The organism is Clostridium sp. (assembly GCF_051656525.1).
Taxonomy (GTDB): Bacteria; Bacillota; Clostridia; order Clostridiales; family Clostridiaceae; genus Clostridium.
This window is the reverse complement of sequence record NZ_JBOGCC010000249.1, coordinates 1-22298: the sequence shown is the minus strand read 5'-3', so window position 1 is coordinate 22298 and position 22298 is coordinate 1. Positions and strand designations below refer to the sequence as shown.

Here is a 22298-nt window from a genome sequence, read left to right as displayed (position 1 = left end):
CGAGTCCCTGAAGGTCCACCATTTTGGGGGTATAGCTCAGTTGGGAGAGCACCTGCCTTGCACGCAGGGGGTCAAGAGTTCGAATCTCTTTATCTCCACCAAAAGGTGGAAGCCATGAACGTAAGTTCATGGCTTTTTTCGTTTTTAAAGAAAATTGATATGATATATAGATAATGGTATTATATACTTAATGAAAAGGAGATTGGTTATGTATAGAGTACAGCAGTTTATATGGGCTATATCAACAGCTTTTAAGAAAGTTGATTATAAATTTATATCAAAATATTTAGATAGAGATGAAGTTGAAGTCTTTAAAAGATTGAAAGTATCAGAGCAACATCACTCAATACGAGTTTGTAATGATGCATTTAGGATTTCTAAAAAGTATAATAATGGAAAAGTAGATAAAAATAGATTAGGTAAGATGGCATTGCTTCATGATGTGGGAAAGAGTGAGAAACCTTTAAATGTAATTGATAAGTCGATGATAGTTATTTTAGATAAATTGAGTAAGGGAAGATTAAGAAAGCATTGTAATATAGCTAAAATAGACTCATATTATAATCATCCGAAAAAGAGTGTAAGTATTTTATCAGAATTAAAAGGATATGATAAAGATTTTTTAGAAGTTATAGGAAGGCATCATGAAAAGATTAATGAGGAAGAGAATTTATATTTAAAGATAATTAAAGAGAGTGATGATTTAAATTAAAGGGAAGAGGTGAGAAGAGTAATCTATTTTAGAGACTAGACTCTTGTAGTAGAAACCTATATGTCTAAAAGGAATCTTAATAGAATGAAGAGAGAAGTATATATAATAAGATTACTAAGGGTTATGAAATCATATGAAAGAAGAGAGGATATTATTAAGAGGTTACTTGAGGAAGATAGACCTACTAAAGGAATTGATTTAGCAAAGTATTATGGAGTAACAAGACAGGTTATAGTTAAAGATATTGCAATTATTAAAGCTAGTGGGCGTGAAGTAGTATCAACTCCAGATGGATACATGTTTAGAAATAGTGGTAGTTTGTTTAAAGATATAATTGTTGTTAAGCATAGAAGTGAAGAGATGAGAAAAGAGATGGAGATTGTAGTTAAATATGGTGGTATTATTGAAGATGTAATTGTTGATCATTCTTTATATGGGGAAATTAAAGTTATGATTATGGTTAAAAGTTTAAATGATATAAATAAATTTTTAGAGAAGTATAAGAAAGAGAGTTCAATACCGCTATCTATATTAACTGATGGGCTTCATATGCATACTATATCAGCTGAAAGTAAGGAAAATATAAATCTTATAAAAAATGAGCTTAGAGAGTGTGAGATATTAATATAAAGAAAAGTGAAATTAGAGAAATGAGTTTTGTGGTGAAGAAATTAAAGTTTAGGAGGTTTTTTAGATGGATTATGATGTTTTGATTCTAGGTGGAGGAATTGTAGGATGTGCTGTTGGGTATGAGTTATCTAAATATAATTTAAATATAGCAGTGATAGAAAAAGGGTATGATGTGGCTGATGATATAGCTGTTGTGAATACAGCTATTGTTTATGATGGTTCTGAAACATCCAATGCGCTTATGGCTGGACTTGAGAATATTGGAAGTGAACTTATAAAGGAGCACTGTGAAAAATTTAATATTCCTTATAGAAAGATTGGTTCTCTTAGATTATCATTGAATGAGCATGAGGATAGTAAAATTAGAAAAATGTATTCTATTGCAAAGAATAGAGGGATATTAAATGTTGAACTTATTGATAAGGAAAAGATAAAGGAGATTGAACCAGAGCTTGTAGGTGATTATAAGAGTGCATTATATTCAAAAAATACTGCTATAATTGCGCCATATGATTTGGCAATTGCATATGCAGAGATTGCAGCTGATAATGGCGTTAATTTTAGATTTGAAGAGGAAGTTTTAGATATTCAAAAAATTACTAAGGGATTTGATGTTACAACTAATAAGAATAAGTTTAAATGTAAGTTTGTTATTAATACTATTCCTGATGAGATATATATTGGTGATGATGAAGATGAAACTGAAATAATTGAAGAGGATAATGGAATTAGAAAAAGTATGAATTATCTTTTTACTGAAGGAAAGCTTGAAAAAAATTTAAGTAAGATAATTACAAAGGTTATTGATGAAGATACATTTATTATAAGCTCACCTATGGTTGATGGTGATACCATGGTATGTATTAAGTATACAGAGAAGTTAAATGTTGATAGAGGTATTGAGATAACTAATCTTGTGTTACCAAAGCTTAGAAAGCGTAATGTAAGTGATATGGTTAGAGAAGTTTACAAGAAAGATGAAGTTCTTATTGATGATACTGATATTGAGGATGGATATATAAGAGTAACAGGAAAGCACTATGGAAAGATAACTATTGCCCCCGCAATAGCTTTAAGTATAAAGGAAAGAATTGTAGGTAATTTAAATGCTAGTTTGAAGAAGAACTTTATTGATAAGAAAAGGGAATCTTATAGAATTAGAGAACTTAATACTGATGAAGCAAATGAAGTAATAAAACTTGATAAAAGATATGGAAATATTATTTGTGCTTGTAATTATATAAGTGAAGGTGAGATTGTAGACTGTATAAGAAGACCTTTAGGTGCAAGAACTTTAGAAGGTGTTAAGAAGAGAACTGGTGCAGGTTTTGGAAGCTGTCATGGTTCGTATTGTACAAGAAAGATTATGAGTATACTTGCTAGAGAAATGGATAAGAATTTTATTGACATAGTTAAAGATACAAGGGAATCTAAGATTGTATGTGGAAGAATTAAGGAGTTTGATGAAGTATAGAAGATAAATAGATTTCTTTATTAGAAGAAGATAGTAGTTAAAATAGATAGTATGAGAAGGTGAAGATAAATGAGTAAAGATGTTTTTACAAGTATAGTTAGGGTAAAGGGTGATAACAAGCATAAGGTTGTATCTGTAAAGAGTACTGAACCTGTTGATAAAGAACTTTGGAGAGAATTTTCTAAAGTAATTAGTAGACTATATGCAAATATTCCTATTGAAATTGGAGATACTATTTGTAAGAATGTATTAAATACTGGAATAGATATTGTTTGTACTAAAAGAATAGAAGAACAAATGTGAATATATTTATATGAAAAAAATATGGTAAAATATTGACAACATCATTAAAAGTAATATATATTAAATATATATTTGAATATAAAAACCGATGAGAAGGCTAAGTAATTTTAATTATACTTTTAGAGAGTCAGTGTTTGGTGAAAACTGATAGTTATAGTTATTATGAATCTACCTTTAAGGGACTGTGAGTTCAAGCAGTACGGGAAACCGTTAATTTATTAAGAGGATAAGATATAGAATTTATATTTTATCAATTAGGGTGGCAACGCGGAGTCTTTCGTCCCTTTTTAGGGGGAAGGACTTTTTTTTATACTCAAAATTAGATATTTATTAAGGAGGACATAGAGAGATGTTAGATTTAAAAAGAATTAGAAGTAATCCAGAAGAGATAAAATTAGCTCTTACAAACAGAGGAGAGGACTTTGATGTATCTGTTATAGATGAGTTAGTTAAACTTGATGAAGAGAGAAGAAATATATTAGTTGAAGTTGAAGTTTTAAAAAGTAAGAGAAATCAAGTTTCAGCTGAAATACCTAAATTAAAAAAAGCTGGTGAAGATGTTGCACCTATAATGGCTGAAATGAAAGAATTAGGAAATGAAATAAAAGAGCATGATGTAAATCTTGCTGAAGTAAATGAAAAGATTGACTATATTATGTTAAGAATTCCTAATATACCAAATCCACAAGTTCCAGAAGGAGCTACTGATGAGGATAATATAGAAGTTAAAGTTTGGGGAGAAACTCCAAAGTTTGATGGTGAGCCAAAAGCACACTGGGATTTAGGAACTGACTTAAATATTATTGATTCTGAAAGAGGTGGAAAAGTTGCCGGTTCAAGATTTACTTTCTACAAAGGTATGGGAGCAAGACTTGAAAGAGCAGTATTAAACTATTTTATGGATAAACATTCAGATGAGCATGGATATGTTGAAATATTACCACCATATATGGTTAATAGAGCTAGTATGACTGGGACAGGACAATTACCTAAATTTGAAGAGGATGCATTCAAAGTAGAGAATAATGGATTCTTTTTAATTCCAACAGCAGAAGTTCCTGTAACAAATATGTATAGAGATGAAGTTTTAGTTGGCGCAGAATTACCTATAAAACACGTAGCTTATTCAGCATGTTTTAGAGCAGAAGCAGGGTCAGCTGGAAGAGATACTAGAGGTCTTATAAGACAACACCAATTCAATAAAGTTGAGTTAGTTAAGTTCTGTAAGCCAGAAGATTCATATGATGAGTTAGATAAATTAATTAGAGATGCAGAGTCAGTATTAGAAGACTTAGGATTACCATACAGAAAGGTTAGAATCTGTAAAGGTGATTTAGGATTTACTGCAGCATTAAAATATGATTTAGAAGTTTGGATGCCAAGCTACAATAGATATGTTGAAATTTCAAGTTGTTCAAACTTTGAAGATTTTCAAGCTAGAAGAGCTAATATTAAATATAAAGAAGATCCAAAAGCTAAACCACAATTTGTACACACGTTAAATGGTTCAGGACTCGCAGTAGGAAGAACAGTTGCAGCTATATTAGAAAATTATCAAAATGCAGATGGAACTGTAAGAGTACCAGATGCACTAAAAAGATACATGGGTATAGATGTAATAAAATAATTATTTATATAAGCTAGGTAGAAAAATAAACTACCTAGTTTATTTTTTTTTGGAATTATATGGTACAATAAAAGTGTTAAGGGGTGAGGGTATGAAATTGATTACAGCTACATTTATTGCAAATTGTATAACTTTTGTGATGACATTTTTAGGAGATAGGCTAGGGTATTTTTGGATGGTAAGTGTTGTGGTAATTACTATATTAGTTTATAACAAATTATCGGATAAAGAAGAGAATGAGCAATTAAAGAAAGATTTAAATGAAATTAAGATAGCTTTAGATGAAATAAGAAAAGATAGAGGTTAAAATCTCTATCTTTTTTGTATATCTTCTATTAAATATTTTACTACACCATCATTATTATTGGAATCTATTACTTTAGTGGACATTTCTTTTAGCTTCTGAACTGCATTTTTTACTGCAATTTTATTTTCTGCCATTTCAAACATAGGAATATCATTATAATTATCACCAAATACTGTAAGATTAGTGAAATTATGATTGTCCATCAATATTTTAATAGCTTTTGCTTTAGAAGATTTGTGACTGAAGATTTCTAACAGATAGTTTCTATCTTCATATACATCTTCATAAGCATATGCAGATATATTTTCAATTTTTGATATTTTTTCATAGACAGATAATATTCTTTCTTTTGTATCCATTGCAAAGAAGTATAGTGTATCAATATCTAATGGAGCTTTTTCATCCAAAAAAGTTTTTAAAGGACTGCCTGTACGACTTTTTATAAATTTTTTTTGAAATTCATTTGGATTTTGGAAATATGAATATATATGATTATTTTTTAGAGTATAAGTAAAATATGATAAATTGTGTGTATCTAAAATAGATTTTATGTTAATAATAAGATATCTAGGGATACTATTATAATGAATATATTTTTGTTCTTGAAGGCTATACATAGCAGCTCCATTCATAACAATAACAGGAAGAGTTAAGTTGAGATTCTTTAGAAGAGGAACTACTGTTGCAGGTGTTCTAGCAGTAGCTATTGAAAAGTTTATGTTTGCGTTTAGAATTAATTCATTAATTATATTTGTAGTGTATTTTGAAAGTTCAGCACTTGAATTTAGAAGGGTTCCATCTAAATCTGAAATATATAAGTTCATAAAAATCTCCTTTAAAATATAAATTTTTGATAATTATATACCATTTAGAGGAAGATATCAATAAATTAGTATACGCGAACACAGTTTATATAAATATATTATATAAATAAAAAGAAAATTTTAATAAGATTTATTTAATATAGGAGGAAAAATGAGAAGCAAAAGGAGAAAATATATAATTTATGTGTTAGCATTTTTAATACCTGTAAGTATATTAATAGTTGATTATTATTTTATAGGAATATTTCCTTTTGGTAATAAAACTATTTTATATAGAGATTTACAGGGGCAGTATGTAAGTTATTTTAGTGAGTTTAGAAATGCTATTTTAGGAAATGGGGGATTATTATATTCGTTTACTAAAGGGATTGGTGGTAATATGATTGGTATATTAACATATTATTTAATGAGTCCTTTTAATAGTATAGTATTAATATTTCCTAAGAATATGCTTACAGAAGCAATTTTATTAATTACAATCTTAAAAATTGGAATGTGTGGTATAACTTTTAATTATTTTTTGAGATATACTTTTAAAGAAAATAAATATAAAAGCTTAATTTTCTCAACAGCATATTCTCTTATAGGATTTGTTGTAGTATATCAAAGTAATATTATGTGGCTTGATGGAGTTTATCTGTTACCACTTGTAATGGTTGGAATAAATAAGATTGTAAATAATAAAAGAAAGAGAATGTATGTGATAACTCTTTCATTAGCTATAATAACTAATTTTTATATTGGTTTTATGATTTGTATATTCTCAGTTTTATATTTTATATATTTAATAGTATATAAAATGTATGAAGAAAAAAAAGGTGGAAAGTACATATTAGGTAGGGTGAGAACTTTTCTTTGTTGCTCTATTATTTCGGGGATAGCAAGTGCGATAACTATAATACCTACAATATATGCATTACAAGGAGGAAAATCTGAATTTGATTTTTTTAAGGTTAAATTAGGAACGGAATTTTCAATAATAAGTTTTTTATCAAAGTTTTATGTGAATAGAATGAATGATGATAAAATTTTAAATGGACTTCCGAGTGTTTATTCAGGATTATTTATAACAGTTTTAGTTTTTTTATTTTTTTTAAATAGAAGAATAAAAATTTTTGAGAAGATAATGGCATTTGTAATGTTTTTAATTTTATTTCTAAGTTTATATATAAATAAAGTTAATTATATTTGGCATGGATTTAATAAACCAGCAGGATTTCCATATAGATTTACCTTTATATTTAGCTTTTTTATGATATTTATTGCATATAAAAGCTTTAAGCAAGTTAAGGGGATTAATTTAATAAATAGTGGAATAGTAGTAGTAGTATTTTTCTTTACAACAATATTTTTTTATAAAAGAAACTATTATCACTCTCCAAGATATTTAATGGTTACTAGTTTTATATTAGTTCTAATATATTGTATAGGATTATTATTAGTATCAAAAGGTGTAGATGAAAATGTAATATTAATATTAATTGCAGTAATTTCATTTGCAGAGCTTGGTTTAAATGGATATAGTACATTTAGCAATTTACCATATACAAATAGAAGTGAATTCGAATATTATCTACAGAATGTTGGTGCTGTGATGAGTGAAATTGAAAATACAGATAAGGGATTTTATAGATTAGAAAAAAATTTTTACTTTAATATAAATGATCCAATGTTATTGAATTATAGAGGAATAAGTCATTTTAGTTCAGTATATAAGGTTTCTACTAGAAAGTTTATAAATGGTATGGGATTCCTTGATAACAATGTATGGACTATCTATGATTCAGGTTCAATGCTTACAGCAAATTCATTATTAAATTTAAAGTATGTTTTATCTAAAGAAAAAAAATATATTCCAGGATATATATATGTAGGTGAAAGCAAAGGATTATATATTTATGAAAATCAATATTATTTAGATTTAGGATTTATGGTTAATTCTAAAGCATTAGATGTTAATGTAATAGGAAACAATAATCCATTTGAAAATCAAAATGAATTATTGCAAAAAATGAGTAATACAAATTTAAAATCATATTATAGAATAAATAATTTTAAAATAGAGTTAAATAATGTAGCACAAGTCAAGAATGGTCAAAAAAGAGTATTTACAAAGAAAGATAAGAATAAGAATGCAAGCTTTGTAATAAGTTTTAATGCTCAAAATGATTATCCTATGTATTTATTTTTACAAACGGATGAAAGATATGCAGCTAATATCTATGTAAATGGAAAATTTCTAACACCATATTCTTACTATAACTATAAAGTAAGTGGAATTGGTAAATTTAAAGAAGGGAAAAGAATAAAAATTAAAGTAGAGTTAGAAAACAATAAATTCGTAATAGATAATAATGAATTATATTATTTAAACTTAGATAATTATAATGAAATACATAATATTTTAAAAAAGAAAAAGCTTAATATAACATCTTTCACAAATAGAGTATTAGAAGGAACTATAGATGTAAGAAATGATAATGAAGTTTTATATACAACAATTCCATATAATAAAGGTTGGAAAGTCTATGTAAATGGAAAACCATATAATTATGAAGAGGGGTTAGGAGCAATAACAACTTTAAAATTAAATAAAGGGGTTTATAATATAAAATTTGACTTTAAACCAGAAGGATTATATTCAGGAATTAGTATTTCGGCAGTAATAACAATTTTGTGTATTCTGTATATAGGATTAAAAAAAGAAAAATTTAAATATAATGAAACTCACAAAAAGCACTGATTTGGGGTTTTTTGTGAGTATTTTTATTGTAATTTTTTTAAAAAAGAGTGTTGACAAAAATAGAAGGAGTTGATATAATAACTTTTGTAATAACACGGAGAGATGGTCGAGTTTGGTTTAAGGCACCGGTCTTGAAAACCGGCGTACCTTCACGGGTACCTAGGGTTCGAATCCCTATCTCTCCGCCATTTTTTTTACAAAAAAATAAAAATACAAATTATGGAGAATTACTCAAGTGGCTGAAGAGGCGCCCCTGCTAAGGGCGTAGGTCGGGCAACTGGCGCCCGGGTTCAAATCCCGGATTCTCCGCCAAAACACTTAACTTTCGTTAGGTGTTTTTTTTATAGATTGATATTTAAATATTGTAGATTTTTGTTTAAGATATATAGCATGTTTCATTAATTATAAGAGAAAAGAACAAATTTTAGTTTTTAATGGTATATTAAGGTAAAAATGAGATTTTTCAATATAAAAATCCTCTTATCAAAAATAATTTTGATAAGAGGAGAAAATAATATAATTTTAAACTAATTCAGTTACTTTTTCATAAGCAAATTCAATAATATCATCGCAAGAAGTTCCGCTTTTTTTTAAATCAATACACTTAATCGTTCCGTATTTTTCTATAACAGCATCAACTAATTGTTTCGTAATTAATCTAGTATCATTTTTTTCATCACTTGATTCTCTTCCTTTTTCAGCACCAATAATCATTAATGCACTTACAATAGCGCCACAAGTGTTTCCAGTAGACATACCTGTTCCAAATGGAGTTCCAAGGGCTACTGGAATATTAAGACCTTTCTCTTCATTTACAGTTTTTATAATAGACTCCGCACAGTTAAATCCTTGATTATGAAATTCTAAAACTTTACTCATTATTGTTTCTCCTTTATGCTTTATTTTTTCCTAAATAAGAACCAAATCCACCAGAAACATTAACTATATCAAAACCTAATTTACTAAGTTTTGAACATGCCATTTTACTTCTACCACCAGATTGACACATTATATAATATTTTTTATCAGATTTTAAAAATTTATTTGGATTATTTAATAAATCACTCATAGGTATGTTCTTACTTTTATTTATGTGTCCACGTTGATATTCAGATTTTTCACGGATATCAATTAAATCAATTTTTGATAACATTGTATCTATATCATTTACATTTACAACATCAAAATCTTTCTTTAAAAAAGAAAACATATATATCACCTCTTTAATCACAATCACTATATCGTAATAATACGATATATATAGATAAAAGTCAAGAAAATTAATAACAGACAAGGCAGTAACACCTTGTCTGTCTATTTTTAAATGTTATTTAGATTTTGAGGGATCTAATTGTTAGGGATATAAATCTTATAGTGCTTTTAATGCAACTGAGTTTAATAATCCCCAAGGTTTATTATAATGTGGTTGGAAGAAGAAGTCTGTTACAGCTAATTCTTCAACAGTCATATTATTTTGAATAACAACTGATAATGTATTCATAAGTTCAGTTAAATCATAATCTGAAATTATTTGTCCACCAAGAATTCTTCTAGTATCTGCGTCAAATACTAATTTAACTAAAGCATCTGCATTAGTTGGCATGAATTCAGGTCTATAATTGTCTTCAAAAGTAACAGATGCTACATTATAGTTTGTAGTAGCTTTTGCGATTGTTTCTGTCATACCAGTTGAGGCGATATTATGATGATATATTTTTATTCCTGAAGTTCCTTGAGTTCCTAAATACTTAAGTGTTGGTTTCACTAAGTTTCTAGCAACTAAAGTTCCCATTCTTACTGCATTAGTAGCTAAAGGAATATATCTATCTTCTTTAGCAGGATTGTATTTAACAACACAACAATCTCCGGCAGCTAAAACATCAGGATTACTAGTTCTCATATACTCATCAATTTTAATAGCTCCATTTGGAAGCATTTCAAGTTGACCTTTAACTAATTCAGTATTTGGTCTAAATCCGATACAAAGAATTACTAAATCTCCTTCATATGAACCTTTGTTAGTTACAACTCTTGAAACTTTACCATTTTCACCTTCAAATTTTTGAACTAATTCACCAGTTACAACATTTATTCCATGTGATCTAAATGCATCTTCTGCTTTTGATGTAAATTCAGCATCTAAATATTTGCTCATAATTCTTTCTTCAGCATCAACTAAAGTAACATTCTTACCTAAAATTTCAAATGCTTCAGCAAGTTCAACTCCAATATAACCAGCACCAATAACTACGATGTTTTTAGCTTTTTTAGCTCTCTCTATAATTACTTGTGAATGGTTATAGTTTTTAGAAAGAAGTATATTTTCTAAATCAATTCCTTCTATTCTTGGAACTATTGGCCATGAACCAGGAGTTAAAACTAATTTATCATAAGTATCAACTGATTCTTCTCCAGTTAAAAGATTTTTAACTGTAACTTTTTTATTAGCAATATCAACGTTAGTAACGTCATGTTGCATTTTTGTAACAACACCCATTTCAGCTAATTTAGCTGGTGAACTGTAGAAAAGACCTTTTGGATCTTTAACAACATCTGCTACATGTAGTGCGATACCACATGATAAGAATGAAATATTGTCATTTCTTTCATAAACAGTAACTTCACTTTCAGGGTAAAGTGCTTTAATATTATTGATTGCTGCTGTACCGGCATGAGTACAACCTACTACTACTACTTTCATATTAAAATCTCCTTTTTGTTTAATGACTGCTATGTCAACGATGCGATTCATATTAACACTAGGTTAATGTCGACATAAACAGTCTGATTTATTTGTTAATAATATAACATAATTTCAAGTATTATTCAATAGAGATTATTAATAAAAATAAAATTTTTACTAATTATTCTTATTTAATAAAAGTAAGTGCAATTTTAAATTTAGAATTCAGGGAATTTTTAATGATAATTAAGAGAAAGATGAAGAAGAAGAAATATTACTTATATACTTAGTAAAATAAAGAAGAGGGGAAAACATATAGATTAGTAAAAATGGATTAATAAATAAAAAAAGTTTTATAAAAATGTTGACAATAAAAAAGGTGGTTGATATAATAATAAATGTCTTGAATACGGAGAGATGGTCGAGTTTGGTTTAAGGCACCGGTCTTGAAAACCGGCGTACCTTCACGGGTACCTAGGGTTCGAATCCCTATCTCTCCGCCATTTAATTTTAAATTAAAAGAGGGCACATGGAGAATTACTCAAGTGGCTGAAGAGGCGCCCCTGCTAAGGGCGTAGGTCGGGTAACTGGCGCCCGGGTTCAAATCCCGGATTCTCCGCCAAAAACACTTAACGTTTTGTTAAGTGTTTTTTTTGTGAAAAAAAATATTTTTTTAGAATATTTAAGTTTAGATTGGTATAAATGATGGATTTATAATAAAATACATATATTAGGATATAAGAAAAATTTGAATGTATAAAAGGGGTATGGAAGAAAATGAAAAAGGTACTAGCTAATATCTTACAAGGTGGAGTATTTTTAGTGATAGGAATTGCTATACTTGGTACTGCACTTGGATTTTGGAATTTTAGATTATTTAGAGGTTGGTGGACAATGTTAATTATAATTCCAATGGTTGTTGATATGCTTATAAATGGAATAAAATTTTGGAATACAACAGCTTTTGCTATTGGAATTGTATTATTATTGAAGGCACAAAATTTTTTTGCACACGTAAATGTAGGACTTTTAATTATAGGATTAGTTCTTATGGCTTTTGGGACAAAGACAATTTGTGGTGGAAAAAATCCATTTAAAAAGAATAATGATATAGATGGAAAATATTAAAATAAAAAAGATTGAGGAAAATTCCTCAATCTTTTTTATTTTAAACATTACGTAAAGTATAACAAATTAAGGAGATGCTTTTCAAGAGTTGGATAGTTAAATTTATGAGTTATAAAAGAATTTAATTTCAATAATACTTTAAATTTGTTTCATTACTAAATAATTTGTGAAACATTGGGAAAATTGATTTACAAGAGTATTTTGATAAGAATATAATGCTTTTTAGAAACTTAGATAAAATTTACAGAAGAATATAGAGGAGGAGTTTATAATGAAAAGTTTAGAAGGAAAAGTAGCTATTGTTACAGCAGCATCAAGAGGAATTGGATTTGCATCAGCAAAACTTTTAGCAGATAACGGAGCTAAAGTTTATATAGCAGGTATTGAAGCAGAGAATTCAATTGAACTTATAGAAAAAGATGGTGGAAAAGCAGAATTTGTTTATATAGATGCAAATGATAAAAATACATATGTAGACATGATTAATAATGTTTATAAGAAAGAAGGGAAAATTGATATATTAGTTAATAACTTTGGTGCAACTGATGTTAAGTTAGATCGTAATTTAGTTGATGGTGATACCGATGCATTCTTTAGAATTTTAGAGATGAATGTTGCAAGTGTATATGTAACTAGTAAAACAGTAATTCCATATATGATTGAAAATGGTGGTGGAAGTATAGTTAATATTTCAAGTGTAGGTTCAATAGTACCTGACCTTTCTAGAACAGCTTATTGTGTTTCAAAAGCAGCAATAAACTCATTAACTCAAAATATAGCATTACAATATGCAAGTCAAAATGTTAGATGTAATGCAGTTTTACCAGGATTAATAGGAACAAAGGCAGCATTAAAAAATATGAGTGATGAATTTAGAGATTCATTTGTAAAACACGTTCCACTAAACAGAGTGGGAACACCTGAAGATGTTGCAAAAGCAGTTTATTATTATGCTAGTGATGATTCAAATTATGTAACTGGAATGATTCATGAAGTAGCAGGTGGATTTGCTTTAGGAACTCCTCAATATTCAGAGTATATGCAATTCATGGGAAAATAATAAGATTTTAAAAAAAGACTGTTTTTTGCAGTCTTTTTTTTATGTAAAAATACAAAAAAATTTTGCAATGGAGATAAAAAGTAAAGAGTGGGTTATAATTAAAATAAGTAATAAAAAAGGAGTTTTTTTATGGGAATTAGATTTGTGTATGGAAGAGCAGGAAGTGGAAAGAGTACTTTTTGTCTTAATCAAATAAAAGAGAAGATAAAAAATAATGAGAATAATAAATTAATAGTTATAGTACCAGAGCAGTATACTTTCCAAAGGGAAAAAGATTTACTAAAATTAGCTGGTGAGAGAGCATTGCTTAGAGCTGAGGTTTTAAGTTTTAAGAGAATGGGCAATAGAGTTTTTGATGATTGTGGAGGAAGAGTTCATAAGATTATTAAAGATGAAGGAAAAAATATGCTTATTTATAAATTGCTTCAGGAAAAGGGGGAAGACCTATCATATTTTAATCGTATATCTAAAAAACAAGGATTTGTTGATATTATATCTAAAACTATAACTGAATTTAAAAAATACAATATTTCCAAGGAAATATTGTTAGAAAGTGTAGATAAGGTTGAGGATAAAGATTTAAAAGATAAGTTAGTTGATTTAGCTAGTATTTTTGATGAGTATAATAGTAGAATTGAGAAAAAAGTTATTGATGGAGATGATGAATTAACTATTTTAGCTAATAAGCTTAAGGTGTGTAATTTATACGAAGGTGCAGAGATTTGGATTGATGAATTTACTACATTTACTCCACAACAGTTAGAGATAATAAAGGAACTATCTAAGAAGGCTAAGGAGATAAATATTACCTTGTGTAGTGAAAATACAGGGAATAAGGATGAAGATATAACTGATATTTTTAATGCTATAAAAAGTACTGAAAATAAGGTTATAAAGATGATGGAAGAGAATAATATAGGTTATTTAGAGCCAATAGATTTAAATAAAGGTGTTCCTTATAGATTTAGAGAGTCAAAAGAACTTGCACATTTAGAGAGATATTTTTTCACATATCCATTTAAAATTTATAATGAAGAGTTAAATGGAGTAAGAATGTATAGGGCTAATAATACGTATGATGAAGTTGATACTATAGCTAAGGACATTGTTTCATTAGTTAGAGATAAAGGATTAAGATATAAGGATATAGCTGTTATATGTAGAAATATAAATGATTATGAAAAGATTGTATCTGTTATTTTTGAGCAATATAATATACCGTATTTTTTAGATAAAAAGATACAGGTTTTAAGCAATCCAATCGTAATACTTATAATGTCAGCATTAGAGATTTCAATTACAAATTGGTCTTATGAAAGTGTATTTAAATATTTAAAAAGTGGACTTATAAATATTGATAGAGAATTTGTTGATAAGCTTGAAAATTATGTTTTAGCGCATGGAATAAAGGGATATAAATGGACCACTGAAGATGTTAATGATGGGTTTTTTGAGAAAAATGGTGAGATTTCAAAAGAAGATTTAGAGATAAAGGATATTATGGAGAATATTCGTGAGTCTTTAATGAATTTTCATAATAAAATAAAAGGAAAGAAAAGTGTTATACAGATATGCACTGCAATATATGAATTCTTAGTTGAACTTAATATTTTTAAGAAGGTAGATGAATGGATAAAGAATTTTGAAGAAGAGGGACTTGAAGGAAAAGTTATGGAGTATGAGCAAGTTCCAAATATTATTATGGAGATTTTAGACCAGGCTGTTGAAGTTATGGGAGAAGATAAAATATCTATAAAAGACTTTTATAAGGTTCTTAATTCAGGATTTGAAAGTAAAGAAATTGGTGTAATTCCTGTTGCTTTAGATCAAGTTAATATTGGAGATATAGCAAGGGTTAAAGGGCGTGAAGTTAAGTCACTTTACATCATTGGAGTTAATGATGGAGTGTTACCTTCAGCATCAAAGGAAGAAGGAATAATTTCAGATAGAGATAGAGATACGCTTAAAGAAATTGATGTAGATTTAGCATCAACCACAAAGGCTAGGGCTTTTGAAGAGCAATATATGGTTTATACGGCCCTTACTATAGCTAGCGAAAGAATGATGATTACCTATCCCATGGCAGATTTTGAAGGAAAGTCTTTAAGAGCATCAATAATAATTCCTAGATTAAAAAGAGTTTTAAGTAAATTAAAAGAAGAAAGTGAGATAATAGAGGCTTTAGATAAAGAGTATAAAAAAATAACAACACCAATTCCAACATTTAATGAACTTGTATTAGCACTTAGAAAACAAGCTGATGATATAGAGATTGAAGATTATTGGGCAGAAGTCTACAAATGGTTTACTACAAGAGAAGTTTTTAATGATAAAGCTAGAAGTATACTTGAGGGAATTAATTATACTAATTTAGAAAATGAGGTTTCAAGAGAGAAACTTATTCCACTTTATGAAAATAAGTTTGGAGAATTAAGATTTAATGTATCAAGATTAGAGCAGTATGCAGGATGTCCATTCTCATACTTTGTTAAGTATGGTTTAAAAGCTAGAGATAGAAAGATATATGAGTTTTCAGCACCAGATTTAGGTAGTTTTATGCATGATGTTTTAGATAACTTTACAAGTAAGGTTAGAAGAGAAAATATTTCATGGGGTGATTTAAATAGAGAGAAGTGCAGAAAAATTGTAGATGAATTAGTTAATATTAAATTACAAGAGGATAGTAATTCAATATTAAATAGCAGTAAAAGGTATAAGTATTTTACAGGAAGGTTTAAAAGAGTAATTACTAAATCAATTTCAGTTATTGCAGAACAAATAAAGCGTGGTGAATTTGAGGTGTTTAGTAATGAGTTTTCTTTTGGTGAAAATGGAAAAGGGGCACCTATTGAATTAAATTTACCAACAGGAGAAAATGTTTATTTAACAGGAAGAATAGATAGAATAGACAGTTTAACTATTGATGGAATGACTTATTTAAGAGTTGTTGATTATAAGTCAAGTGCGAAGAAGTTTGATTTAGCAGAGCTTTTTGCAGGAATTCAGATGCAACTATTAGTTTATATAGATGCATTAATTAGAAACTCTAAATACATTTTAGATGGAAATGCTATGCCTGGTGCAATTCTTTACTTTAAGATAGATGATCCGATTTTAAAGGGAGAAGATATTTTAGATGAAGAAAAGCTTAAAGATGAAATATTAAAGTCATTGAAAATGGAAGGATTATTGTTAAAAGATGCAAAGATAGTAAAAGCTATGGATAATGATATGGATACATATTCACTTATTATTCCAGCAAGATTCAAGAAAGATGGAAACTTTGATAGTAAGAGTTCAGTTGCAACAGAAGAGGAGTTTGAGCTTTTAAGAGAGTATGTAAATGTGAAAATGACAGAGCTTTGTACAGATATGCTTAGTGGTGATATAAAAATAGAACCTATAAAATATGATAAGAGAGATAATTGTACCTATTGTGAGTACTCATCTATTTGTCAGTTTGATACAAGTATAAAAGATAATAGTTATAAGATTGTATTTAAGAAAAGTAGTGATGAGATTTGGAATAAGATAAGAAAATGTGTAAAAGGAGAGAGTGAAGATGGGACAGAAATGGACTAATGAGCAGTTAGATGCAATAAAAACAAGAAGAGTAAATTTACTTGTAGCAGCTGCTGCAGGTTCAGGAAAGACGGCTGTTTTAGTTGAGAGAATAATAAGGATAGTAACAGATGAAGAAAATCCAGTTGATGTGGATAGACTTCTTGTAGTTACATTCACTAAAGCTGCTGCTGCTGAAATGAGGGAAAGAATAGCAAGTGCTATAACTAAAAGGTTAGAAGAAAGACCAGATTCTAAAAATCTTCAAAAACAACTTACTCTTTTAAGTAGAGCAAATATAACAACAATGCATTCATTTTGCCTAGATGTTATAAAAAATAACTTTCATACAATAGATTTAGATCCGTCATTTAGAATTTCAGATGAAACAGAAGGATTACTTTTAAAAAATGAAATAATAGAGGAGCTTTTTGAGGACTTATATGATGAGGGAAGTGAAGAATTCTTAAATTTAGTTGAAATATTCTCAAATAGTAAGAATGATGATGCATTAAAAGATGTTATAAAAGAATTATATAGATTTTCAATGAGTGGACCAAATCCAAGGAAATGGCTTTATGAAAAGGCTGAAGAGTTTAATTTTAAAGATGGGTTTGATGGAACTGAATGGATTAATATCATAAAAAGAGAGATACAAATAGAGACAGAAGGGTTTATAAATCTTTATGGAAAAGCTATAAGAATTTTAGAAGAAGACGAAGGGTTTGAAGCTTATTTACCTATTTTTATTCAAGATTTAGATAATTTAATTAATTTAAGAGAATCTTTAAATGGAAGTATAGAAAATATAAGTAGAAACCTTTTAGAGTTTAAATTTGATAAATTAAAGGCTGTTCGTGGTGTTGATGTAGCTACTAAAGAGTTTGTGCAAAAGATAAGAAAAGACTGCAAAAAGAAGATTGATGGAATGATTAAAAATCCATCATTTAGTGATATGGAAGGTTCTTTATCGATAGTTAAAAAGTGCTATCCTTTTATGAAAGAATTATCAAGAGTTACTATTGAGTTTGCAGATAGATTTAGCGAGAGAAAAAAAGAAAAGAATATGCTAGATTTTAATGATTTAGAGCATTTATGTTTAAAAATATTAGAACAAGATGGTGAGCCTACACAAGTTGCTTTAAACTTTAAGGAGTTCTTTGATGAAGTATTAGTTGATGAATATCAAGATTCTAATAGGGTTCAAGAAGCCATAATTGATTTAGTATCAAGAAAAAATAGTGATAATCCAAATGTGTTTATGGTAGGAGATGTAAAGCAAAGTATATATAGGTTCAGACAAGCAAAACCAGAATTATTTTTAGAGAAGTATAATACATATTCTAAAAAAGAAGGTGGAAAAGATAGAGTTATTCAATTATACAAAAACTTTAGAAGTAGAGAAGAAGTTATAGAAGGTGTGAATTTTATTTTTAAAAAGCTTATGTCAGAAATGGTAGGAGAACTTGAGTATACTGAAAAAGAGGGATTAAACTTAGGTGTAAGCTTTGAAGAGTCAGAGAAAGATATGATAGTTGGTGGCTCTGTAGAAGTAAATATTTTAGATAAATCTAAGAAAGAGGATATTGAAACTTCAGAAGGTGAAGAGGAAGAAGATGTAGAATCTATAAATTTAGAAGCTAGAATTGCATCTAAAAGAATTAAAGAGTTAGTATCTGAAGATTCTAAATTTAGAGTGTGGGATAAAGAATTAAATGAAGGAAAAGGTGGATATAGAAAGGTTAAGTACAAAGATATAGTAATTCTTTTAAGAGCTACAAAAAATTGGTCAGATACATTTACTGATGAGTTTGGTGCAGAAGGAATTCCGGCTTATGCAGATACAGGTTCAGGATATTTTGAATCAATAGAAGTTAGAACAATAATGTCGTTATTAAAAATTATTGATAATCCTATGCAAGATGTTCCTGTTATAGCTGTTTTAAGGTCGCCTATATTTGGATTTAAGGCAGAAGATTTAACTGACATAAGAATAATAGATAAAGAAAAGTATTTCTATGAAAATATTTTAGATATAGCAAATGATGAAAAAGAAGTCTCAGAAAAATTAAGAGAAAGATGTAAATTATTTATTCAAAGACTGAATATGTGGAGAGATAAGGTTATTTATACGCCTATCGATGAGTTTATTTGGTATCTTTATATGGATACAGCTTACTATGGCTATGTTGGAGCTATGCCAAACGGAACACTTAGACAGGCAAATTTAAAAATTCTTTTTCAAAGAGCAAAAATATATGAAGAAACTAGTTTTAAGGGACTGTTTAATTTTATTAACTTTATAAATAAGCTTAGAAAATCTTCAGGAGATATGGAAAGTGCAAAAATACTTGGAGAAAATGAAGATGTAGTTAGAATAATGAGTATTCATAAAAGTAAAGGGCTTGAGTTCCCAATTGTATTTTTAGCAGGAGCAGGTAAAAACTTTAATTTAATGGATATGAATAAAACTATGCTATACCATGATGTTTTAGGCTATGGACCAAGTTATATAGATTTAGAGAAAAGATTAAAATATTCAACCCTTCCAAAAGAAGCTATAAAGAAGAAGTTTAAATTAGAAACTTTATCAGAAGAAATGAGAATTCTTTATGTTGCATTTACAAGAGCTAAAGAAAAGTTAATTGTAATTGGAAGTGTTAATGATTTAAATAAAAAAGCAAAGGAATGGTGTAATGCAGCAGCTATGGAAAGTGGTATTGTATTAGCATCAGAAGTTGCTAAAGGAAAATCATATATGGATTGGATTGGTATGGCTCTTTGTCAACATAAAGATGGAGAAGACTTAATTGAATTAGGTGATGGTGATAATAGTGTAGTAGATGAAGAGTTATCCACATGGAAAGTTAAGTTTTGGAGTAAAAATGATTTTGTTGTGGATAGAAAAAATGAGATTGTGGATAAAAAAGAGGAAAATAAACTGTTTATAAATTTTGATAATGTAGTTGTGGATAAAGAAATTGAAAGAAGACTTGGTTTTAAATATGAGTATGATCAGTTAACAACTATGAAAAGCAACTTCTCTGTTTCAGATTTAAAGAAGAAAAACTATGAAGAGTTAGAAGAAGACTATAAAGGAAATAGTCTATTTAAAGAAGAGCTTGTAATAAAGCCAAGATTTCTTCAAGAAGAAAAAGGATTATCTGGAGCTGAGAGAGGGACAGCAATGCACTTTGTAATGCAGAAAATAGATTATGAAAGAGTAAACACAATAAATGAAATAAAAGAGCAATTAAAAGAAATGTTTGAAAGAGAACTTATAACTAAGGAAGAGTTTGAAGTTATAAATTCATTTAAAATAAAAGCATTTTTTAATAGTAATATTGGAAAAAGAGCAATGAAAGCATATAAAGAAGGGCGATTATTTAAACGTGAATTCCCATTTTTTACAGAAATAAATGTAGAGTGTATAAAAGAAGAGTTAAGTGGAAAAAATTATGATGAAAATATAAGACTTCAAGGAGTTATAGATTTATTCTTTGAAGAGGATGGTGAAATAGTATTAGTGGATTATAAAACAGATTATATTGAAGAAGATGCAGAAAAGGAAATGTTTGATAAATACAACATTCAATTGGAATACTATAAAGAGGCATTAGAAAAAATAACTGGTGAAAAAGTAAAGGAGAAAGTTTTATTTCTTTTCTTTAATGAAAATGAAATTTTTATGTAAAATTGAAAATAATTATATAAATGTTATAATGTAAATTGGGATTTTAAAGTAGAATTTCAATTTACATTTTTAATATTTAATTCTACTTCAAGGAGGAGAGCATGATTAACGATCTTAAGAAATATAGAGAACAGATACTTTATATAATTTTTGGAGGCACAACAACTGTTATAAATCTTGTTGTTTACTATGTTATGACTAGATTTTTCCATATGGAGTTTGTTTTAAGTAATGTGGTTGCTTGGGTTGTATCAGTAATATTTGCATTTTTTACAAATAAAATATTTGTATTTAATAGTAGAACTATACATTTAGGTACAATTGTACGAGAATGTATTCAGTTCTTTTCATCAAGAGCATTTACAGGGGGCTTAGATATAGTATTACTTTGGATAATGGTTGACTATATGCATTTAGAAGATATGATAAGTAAGGTTATAATAGGGGTTTTAATTGTCATCCTAAATTACGTAATAAGTAAACTTTATATATTTAAGGAGGCAGAAAAAGTTGAAAGAAACTAAAGAAAAAATATCAGTAATAGTTCCTTGTTATAATGAAGAAGAGTCTATACCTTTATTCTATGAAGAAATAATTAAATTAGCAGACAGTATGAATTATGTTGATTTTGAGTTTATCTTCATAAATGATGGTTCAAAGGATAAGAGCATTCTAGAGATGAGAAGATTAAGTGAATTAGATGATAGGGCACGATATGTTTCCTTTTCAAGAAACTTTGGAAAAGAAGCTGCTATGTATGCAGGGCTTCAAAATAGTATAGGTGATTATGCTGTAATAATTGATGTTGACCTTCAGCATCCACCAAGACTAATAAAAGAGATGTATGAGAGAATACAAAATGAAGGCTGCGATTGTGTTGCAACAAAAAGAAGAAATAGAGATGGTGAACCTAAGATAAGGTCATTTTTCTCAAAAAATTTCTATAAATTAATAAATAAAATATCAGATACAACAATATCTGAAGGTGCAACAGACTATAGACTTATGAAAAGAAAAATGGTTAATGCAATTTTAGAGATAACAGAATATAATAGGTTTTCAAAAGGAATTTTTGAATGGGTTGGATTTGATACACAATGGATAGCTATAGATAATGAAGAGAGAAAAGTAGGAACAACTACATGGTCATTTTGGAGTCTTTTGAGATATTCAATGGAAGGATTTTTAGCATATTCAACAAAGCCATTATTAATATCATCATTACTTGGAATATTTTTATGTATTATTGCAGTAATATATGCAATATATATAGCTGTAAAAGCATGTGTAATAGGTGATATAGGAACAGGGTGGCCAACTATAGTATGTTTAGTTTTATTTTTATCAGGAATTCAATTGTTCTGTATAGGAATTTTAGGGCAATATCTTGCTAAAACATATTTAGAAACAAAGAAAAGACCTATTTATATAGTAAAAGAAACAGAAAAAGATAAGTAAGATATAAAATTATAAGGGAAAATAATTAAGAAAGGCTTGGAAAAATGGATAAATTAAAAAAGAGGAAGCTTTTATTTAGTATCATATTTTTTGC

17 protein-coding genes, 5 tRNA genes and 1 other annotated feature are annotated in these 22298 nt (G+C 28.2%); of the genes, 18 read left to right on the top strand and 4 right to left on the bottom strand.

Annotated elements, in window-relative coordinates:
* Window positions 1-25: 25 nt before the first annotated feature.
* The 7 genes from ACRDDY_RS12490 (at window position 26) to ACRDDY_RS12460 (ending at window position 5053) form a co-directional block, all read left to right on the top strand.
* Window positions 26-101, top strand: a tRNA-Ala gene (locus ACRDDY_RS12490).
* A 107-nt stretch (window positions 102-208) separates the two neighbouring features.
* Window positions 209-712 carry an HD domain-containing protein gene (locus tag ACRDDY_RS12485; RefSeq protein WP_438565274.1) on the top strand — a complete coding sequence of 168 codons (504 nt, stop codon included), beginning with the start codon at window positions 209-211 and terminating at the stop codon, window positions 710-712.
* 123 nt (window positions 713-835) lie between these two features.
* Entirely contained in the window at window positions 836-1342 is a 507-nt protein-coding gene (locus tag ACRDDY_RS12480) for a 3H domain-containing protein (protein ID WP_438565275.1), read from the top strand.
* A 64-nt stretch (window positions 1343-1406) separates the two neighbouring features.
* On the top strand, window positions 1407-2816 hold the full coding sequence (locus tag ACRDDY_RS12475; protein ID WP_438565273.1) for an NAD(P)/FAD-dependent oxidoreductase: 1410 nt from the start codon (window positions 1407-1409) through the stop codon (window positions 2814-2816).
* A 69-nt stretch (window positions 2817-2885) separates the two neighbouring features.
* Window positions 2886-3119, top strand: coding sequence for a DUF1667 domain-containing protein (locus ACRDDY_RS12470; RefSeq protein WP_438565272.1), 234 nt, complete (start codon window positions 2886-2888; stop codon window positions 3117-3119).
* 79 nt (window positions 3120-3198) lie between these two features.
* Window positions 3199-3407, top strand: a binding site (T-box leader).
* 61 nt (window positions 3408-3468) lie between these two features.
* A complete protein-coding gene (serS, locus tag ACRDDY_RS12465; RefSeq protein WP_438565271.1) occupies window positions 3469-4746 on the top strand; it encodes a serine--tRNA ligase in 1278 nt (425 codons plus the stop codon).
* 91 nt (window positions 4747-4837) lie between these two features.
* Window positions 4838-5053, top strand: coding sequence for a hypothetical protein (locus ACRDDY_RS12460; protein WP_438565270.1), 216 nt, complete (start codon window positions 4838-4840; stop codon window positions 5051-5053).
* 5 nt (window positions 5054-5058) lie between these two features.
* On the opposite strand, the gene ACRDDY_RS12455 is transcribed toward ACRDDY_RS12460, so the two are convergent.
* Entirely contained in the window at window positions 5059-5877 is an 819-nt protein-coding gene (locus ACRDDY_RS12455) for a Cof-type HAD-IIB family hydrolase (RefSeq protein WP_438565269.1), read from the bottom strand.
* 151 nt (window positions 5878-6028) lie between these two features.
* Between ACRDDY_RS12455 and ACRDDY_RS12450 the strand changes: the two genes are divergently transcribed.
* The 3 genes from ACRDDY_RS12450 (at window position 6029) to ACRDDY_RS12440 (ending at window position 8932) form a co-directional block, all read left to right on the top strand.
* On the top strand, window positions 6029-8620 hold the full coding sequence (locus ACRDDY_RS12450; protein WP_438565268.1) for a YfhO family protein: 2592 nt from the start codon (window positions 6029-6031) through the stop codon (window positions 8618-8620).
* A gap of 96 nt (window positions 8621-8716) precedes the next feature.
* Window positions 8717-8808 (top strand) — tRNA-Ser (locus ACRDDY_RS12445).
* 33 nt (window positions 8809-8841) lie between these two features.
* Window positions 8842-8932: transfer RNA gene (locus tag ACRDDY_RS12440), tRNA-Ser, on the top strand.
* A gap of 210 nt (window positions 8933-9142) precedes the next feature.
* Here ACRDDY_RS12440 and ACRDDY_RS12435 read toward each other — a convergent pair.
* The 3 genes from ACRDDY_RS12435 to ACRDDY_RS12425 all read right to left on the bottom strand — a co-directional run bounded on the left by ACRDDY_RS12435 (window position 9143) and on the right by ACRDDY_RS12425 (window position 11321).
* Window positions 9143-9499 carry a C-GCAxxG-C-C family (seleno)protein gene (locus tag ACRDDY_RS12435; protein WP_438565267.1) on the bottom strand — a complete coding sequence of 119 codons (357 nt, stop codon included), beginning with the start codon at window positions 9497-9499 and terminating at the stop codon, window positions 9143-9145.
* Window positions 9500-9512: 13 nt separating this feature from the next.
* Window positions 9513-9830 carry a rhodanese-like domain-containing protein gene (locus ACRDDY_RS12430; RefSeq protein WP_438565266.1) on the bottom strand — a complete coding sequence of 106 codons (318 nt, stop codon included), beginning with the start codon at window positions 9828-9830 and terminating at the stop codon, window positions 9513-9515.
* 159 nt (window positions 9831-9989) lie between these two features.
* Entirely contained in the window at window positions 9990-11321 is a 1332-nt protein-coding gene (locus ACRDDY_RS12425; protein WP_438565265.1) for an FAD-dependent oxidoreductase, read from the bottom strand.
* A gap of 393 nt (window positions 11322-11714) precedes the next feature.
* Between ACRDDY_RS12425 and ACRDDY_RS12420 the strand changes: the two genes are divergently transcribed.
* The 8 genes from ACRDDY_RS12420 (at window position 11715) to ACRDDY_RS12385 (ending at window position 22204) form a co-directional block, all read left to right on the top strand.
* Window positions 11715-11806 (top strand) — tRNA-Ser (locus ACRDDY_RS12420).
* Window positions 11807-11834: 28 nt separating this feature from the next.
* Window positions 11835-11925: transfer RNA gene (locus tag ACRDDY_RS12415), tRNA-Ser, on the top strand.
* Window positions 11926-12080: 155 nt separating this feature from the next.
* Window positions 12081-12431 (top strand): LiaF transmembrane domain-containing protein, encoded by a 351-nt coding sequence (locus ACRDDY_RS12410; RefSeq protein WP_438565264.1) that lies wholly within the window; start codon window positions 12081-12083, stop codon window positions 12429-12431.
* 271 nt (window positions 12432-12702) lie between these two features.
* On the top strand, window positions 12703-13491 hold the full coding sequence (hdhA, locus tag ACRDDY_RS12405) for a 7alpha-hydroxysteroid dehydrogenase (RefSeq protein WP_438565263.1): 789 nt from the start codon (window positions 12703-12705) through the stop codon (window positions 13489-13491).
* A 129-nt stretch (window positions 13492-13620) separates the two neighbouring features.
* Window positions 13621-17073, top strand: coding sequence for a helicase-exonuclease AddAB subunit AddB (gene addB, locus ACRDDY_RS12400; RefSeq protein WP_438565262.1), 3453 nt, complete (start codon window positions 13621-13623; stop codon window positions 17071-17073).
* Entirely contained in the window at window positions 17054-20746 is a 3693-nt protein-coding gene (gene addA / locus ACRDDY_RS12395; protein ID WP_438565261.1) for a helicase-exonuclease AddAB subunit AddA, read from the top strand. Before addB ends, addA begins: the two co-directional genes overlap by 20 nt.
* A gap of 101 nt (window positions 20747-20847) precedes the next feature.
* Window positions 20848-21270 carry a GtrA family protein gene (locus ACRDDY_RS12390; RefSeq protein WP_438565260.1) on the top strand — a complete coding sequence of 141 codons (423 nt, stop codon included), beginning with the start codon at window positions 20848-20850 and terminating at the stop codon, window positions 21268-21270.
* Window positions 21257-22204: a glycosyltransferase family 2 protein gene (locus ACRDDY_RS12385; protein WP_438565259.1), complete on the top strand. Its 948-nt coding sequence runs from the start codon at window positions 21257-21259 to the stop codon at window positions 22202-22204. Before ACRDDY_RS12390 ends, ACRDDY_RS12385 begins: the two co-directional genes overlap by 14 nt.
* The last annotated feature ends 94 nt before the right edge of the window (window positions 22205-22298 follow it).

Bases quoted from the DNA above. Each gene is read 5' to 3' on its own strand.
- serS (WP_438565271.1), top strand. From the start codon at position 3,469: ATGTTAGATTTAAAAAGAATTAGAAGTAATCCAGAAGAGATAAAATTA.
- ACRDDY_RS12390 (WP_438565260.1), top strand. From the start codon at position 20,848: ATGATTAACGATCTTAAGAAATATAGAGAACAGATACTTTATATAATT.
- ACRDDY_RS12485 (WP_438565274.1), top strand. From the start codon at position 209: ATGTATAGAGTACAGCAGTTTATATGGGCTATATCAACAGCTTTTAAG.
- ACRDDY_RS12455 (WP_438565269.1), bottom strand. From the start codon at position 5,877: ATGAACTTATATATTTCAGATTTAGATGGAACCCTTCTAAATTCAAGT.
- addB (WP_438565262.1), top strand. From the start codon at position 13,621: ATGGGAATTAGATTTGTGTATGGAAGAGCAGGAAGTGGAAAGAGTACT.
- ACRDDY_RS12450 (WP_438565268.1), top strand. From the start codon at position 6,029: ATGAGAAGCAAAAGGAGAAAATATATAATTTATGTGTTAGCATTTTTA.
- ACRDDY_RS12410 (WP_438565264.1), top strand. From the start codon at position 12,081: ATGAAAAAGGTACTAGCTAATATCTTACAAGGTGGAGTATTTTTAGTG.
- ACRDDY_RS12470 (WP_438565272.1), top strand. From the start codon at position 2,886: ATGAGTAAAGATGTTTTTACAAGTATAGTTAGGGTAAAGGGTGATAAC.
- hdhA (WP_438565263.1), top strand. From the start codon at position 12,703: ATGAAAAGTTTAGAAGGAAAAGTAGCTATTGTTACAGCAGCATCAAGA.
- addA (WP_438565261.1), top strand. From the start codon at position 17,054: ATGGGACAGAAATGGACTAATGAGCAGTTAGATGCAATAAAAACAAGA.
- ACRDDY_RS12480 (WP_438565275.1), top strand. From the start codon at position 836: ATGAAATCATATGAAAGAAGAGAGGATATTATTAAGAGGTTACTTGAG.
- ACRDDY_RS12425 (WP_438565265.1), bottom strand. From the start codon at position 11,321: ATGAAAGTAGTAGTAGTAGGTTGTACTCATGCCGGTACAGCAGCAATC.
- ACRDDY_RS12430 (WP_438565266.1), bottom strand. From the start codon at position 9,830: ATGTTTTCTTTTTTAAAGAAAGATTTTGATGTTGTAAATGTAAATGAT.
- ACRDDY_RS12475 (WP_438565273.1), top strand. From the start codon at position 1,407: ATGGATTATGATGTTTTGATTCTAGGTGGAGGAATTGTAGGATGTGCT.
- ACRDDY_RS12435 (WP_438565267.1), bottom strand. From the start codon at position 9,499: ATGAGTAAAGTTTTAGAATTTCATAATCAAGGATTTAACTGTGCGGAG.
- ACRDDY_RS12460 (WP_438565270.1), top strand. From the start codon at position 4,838: ATGAAATTGATTACAGCTACATTTATTGCAAATTGTATAACTTTTGTG.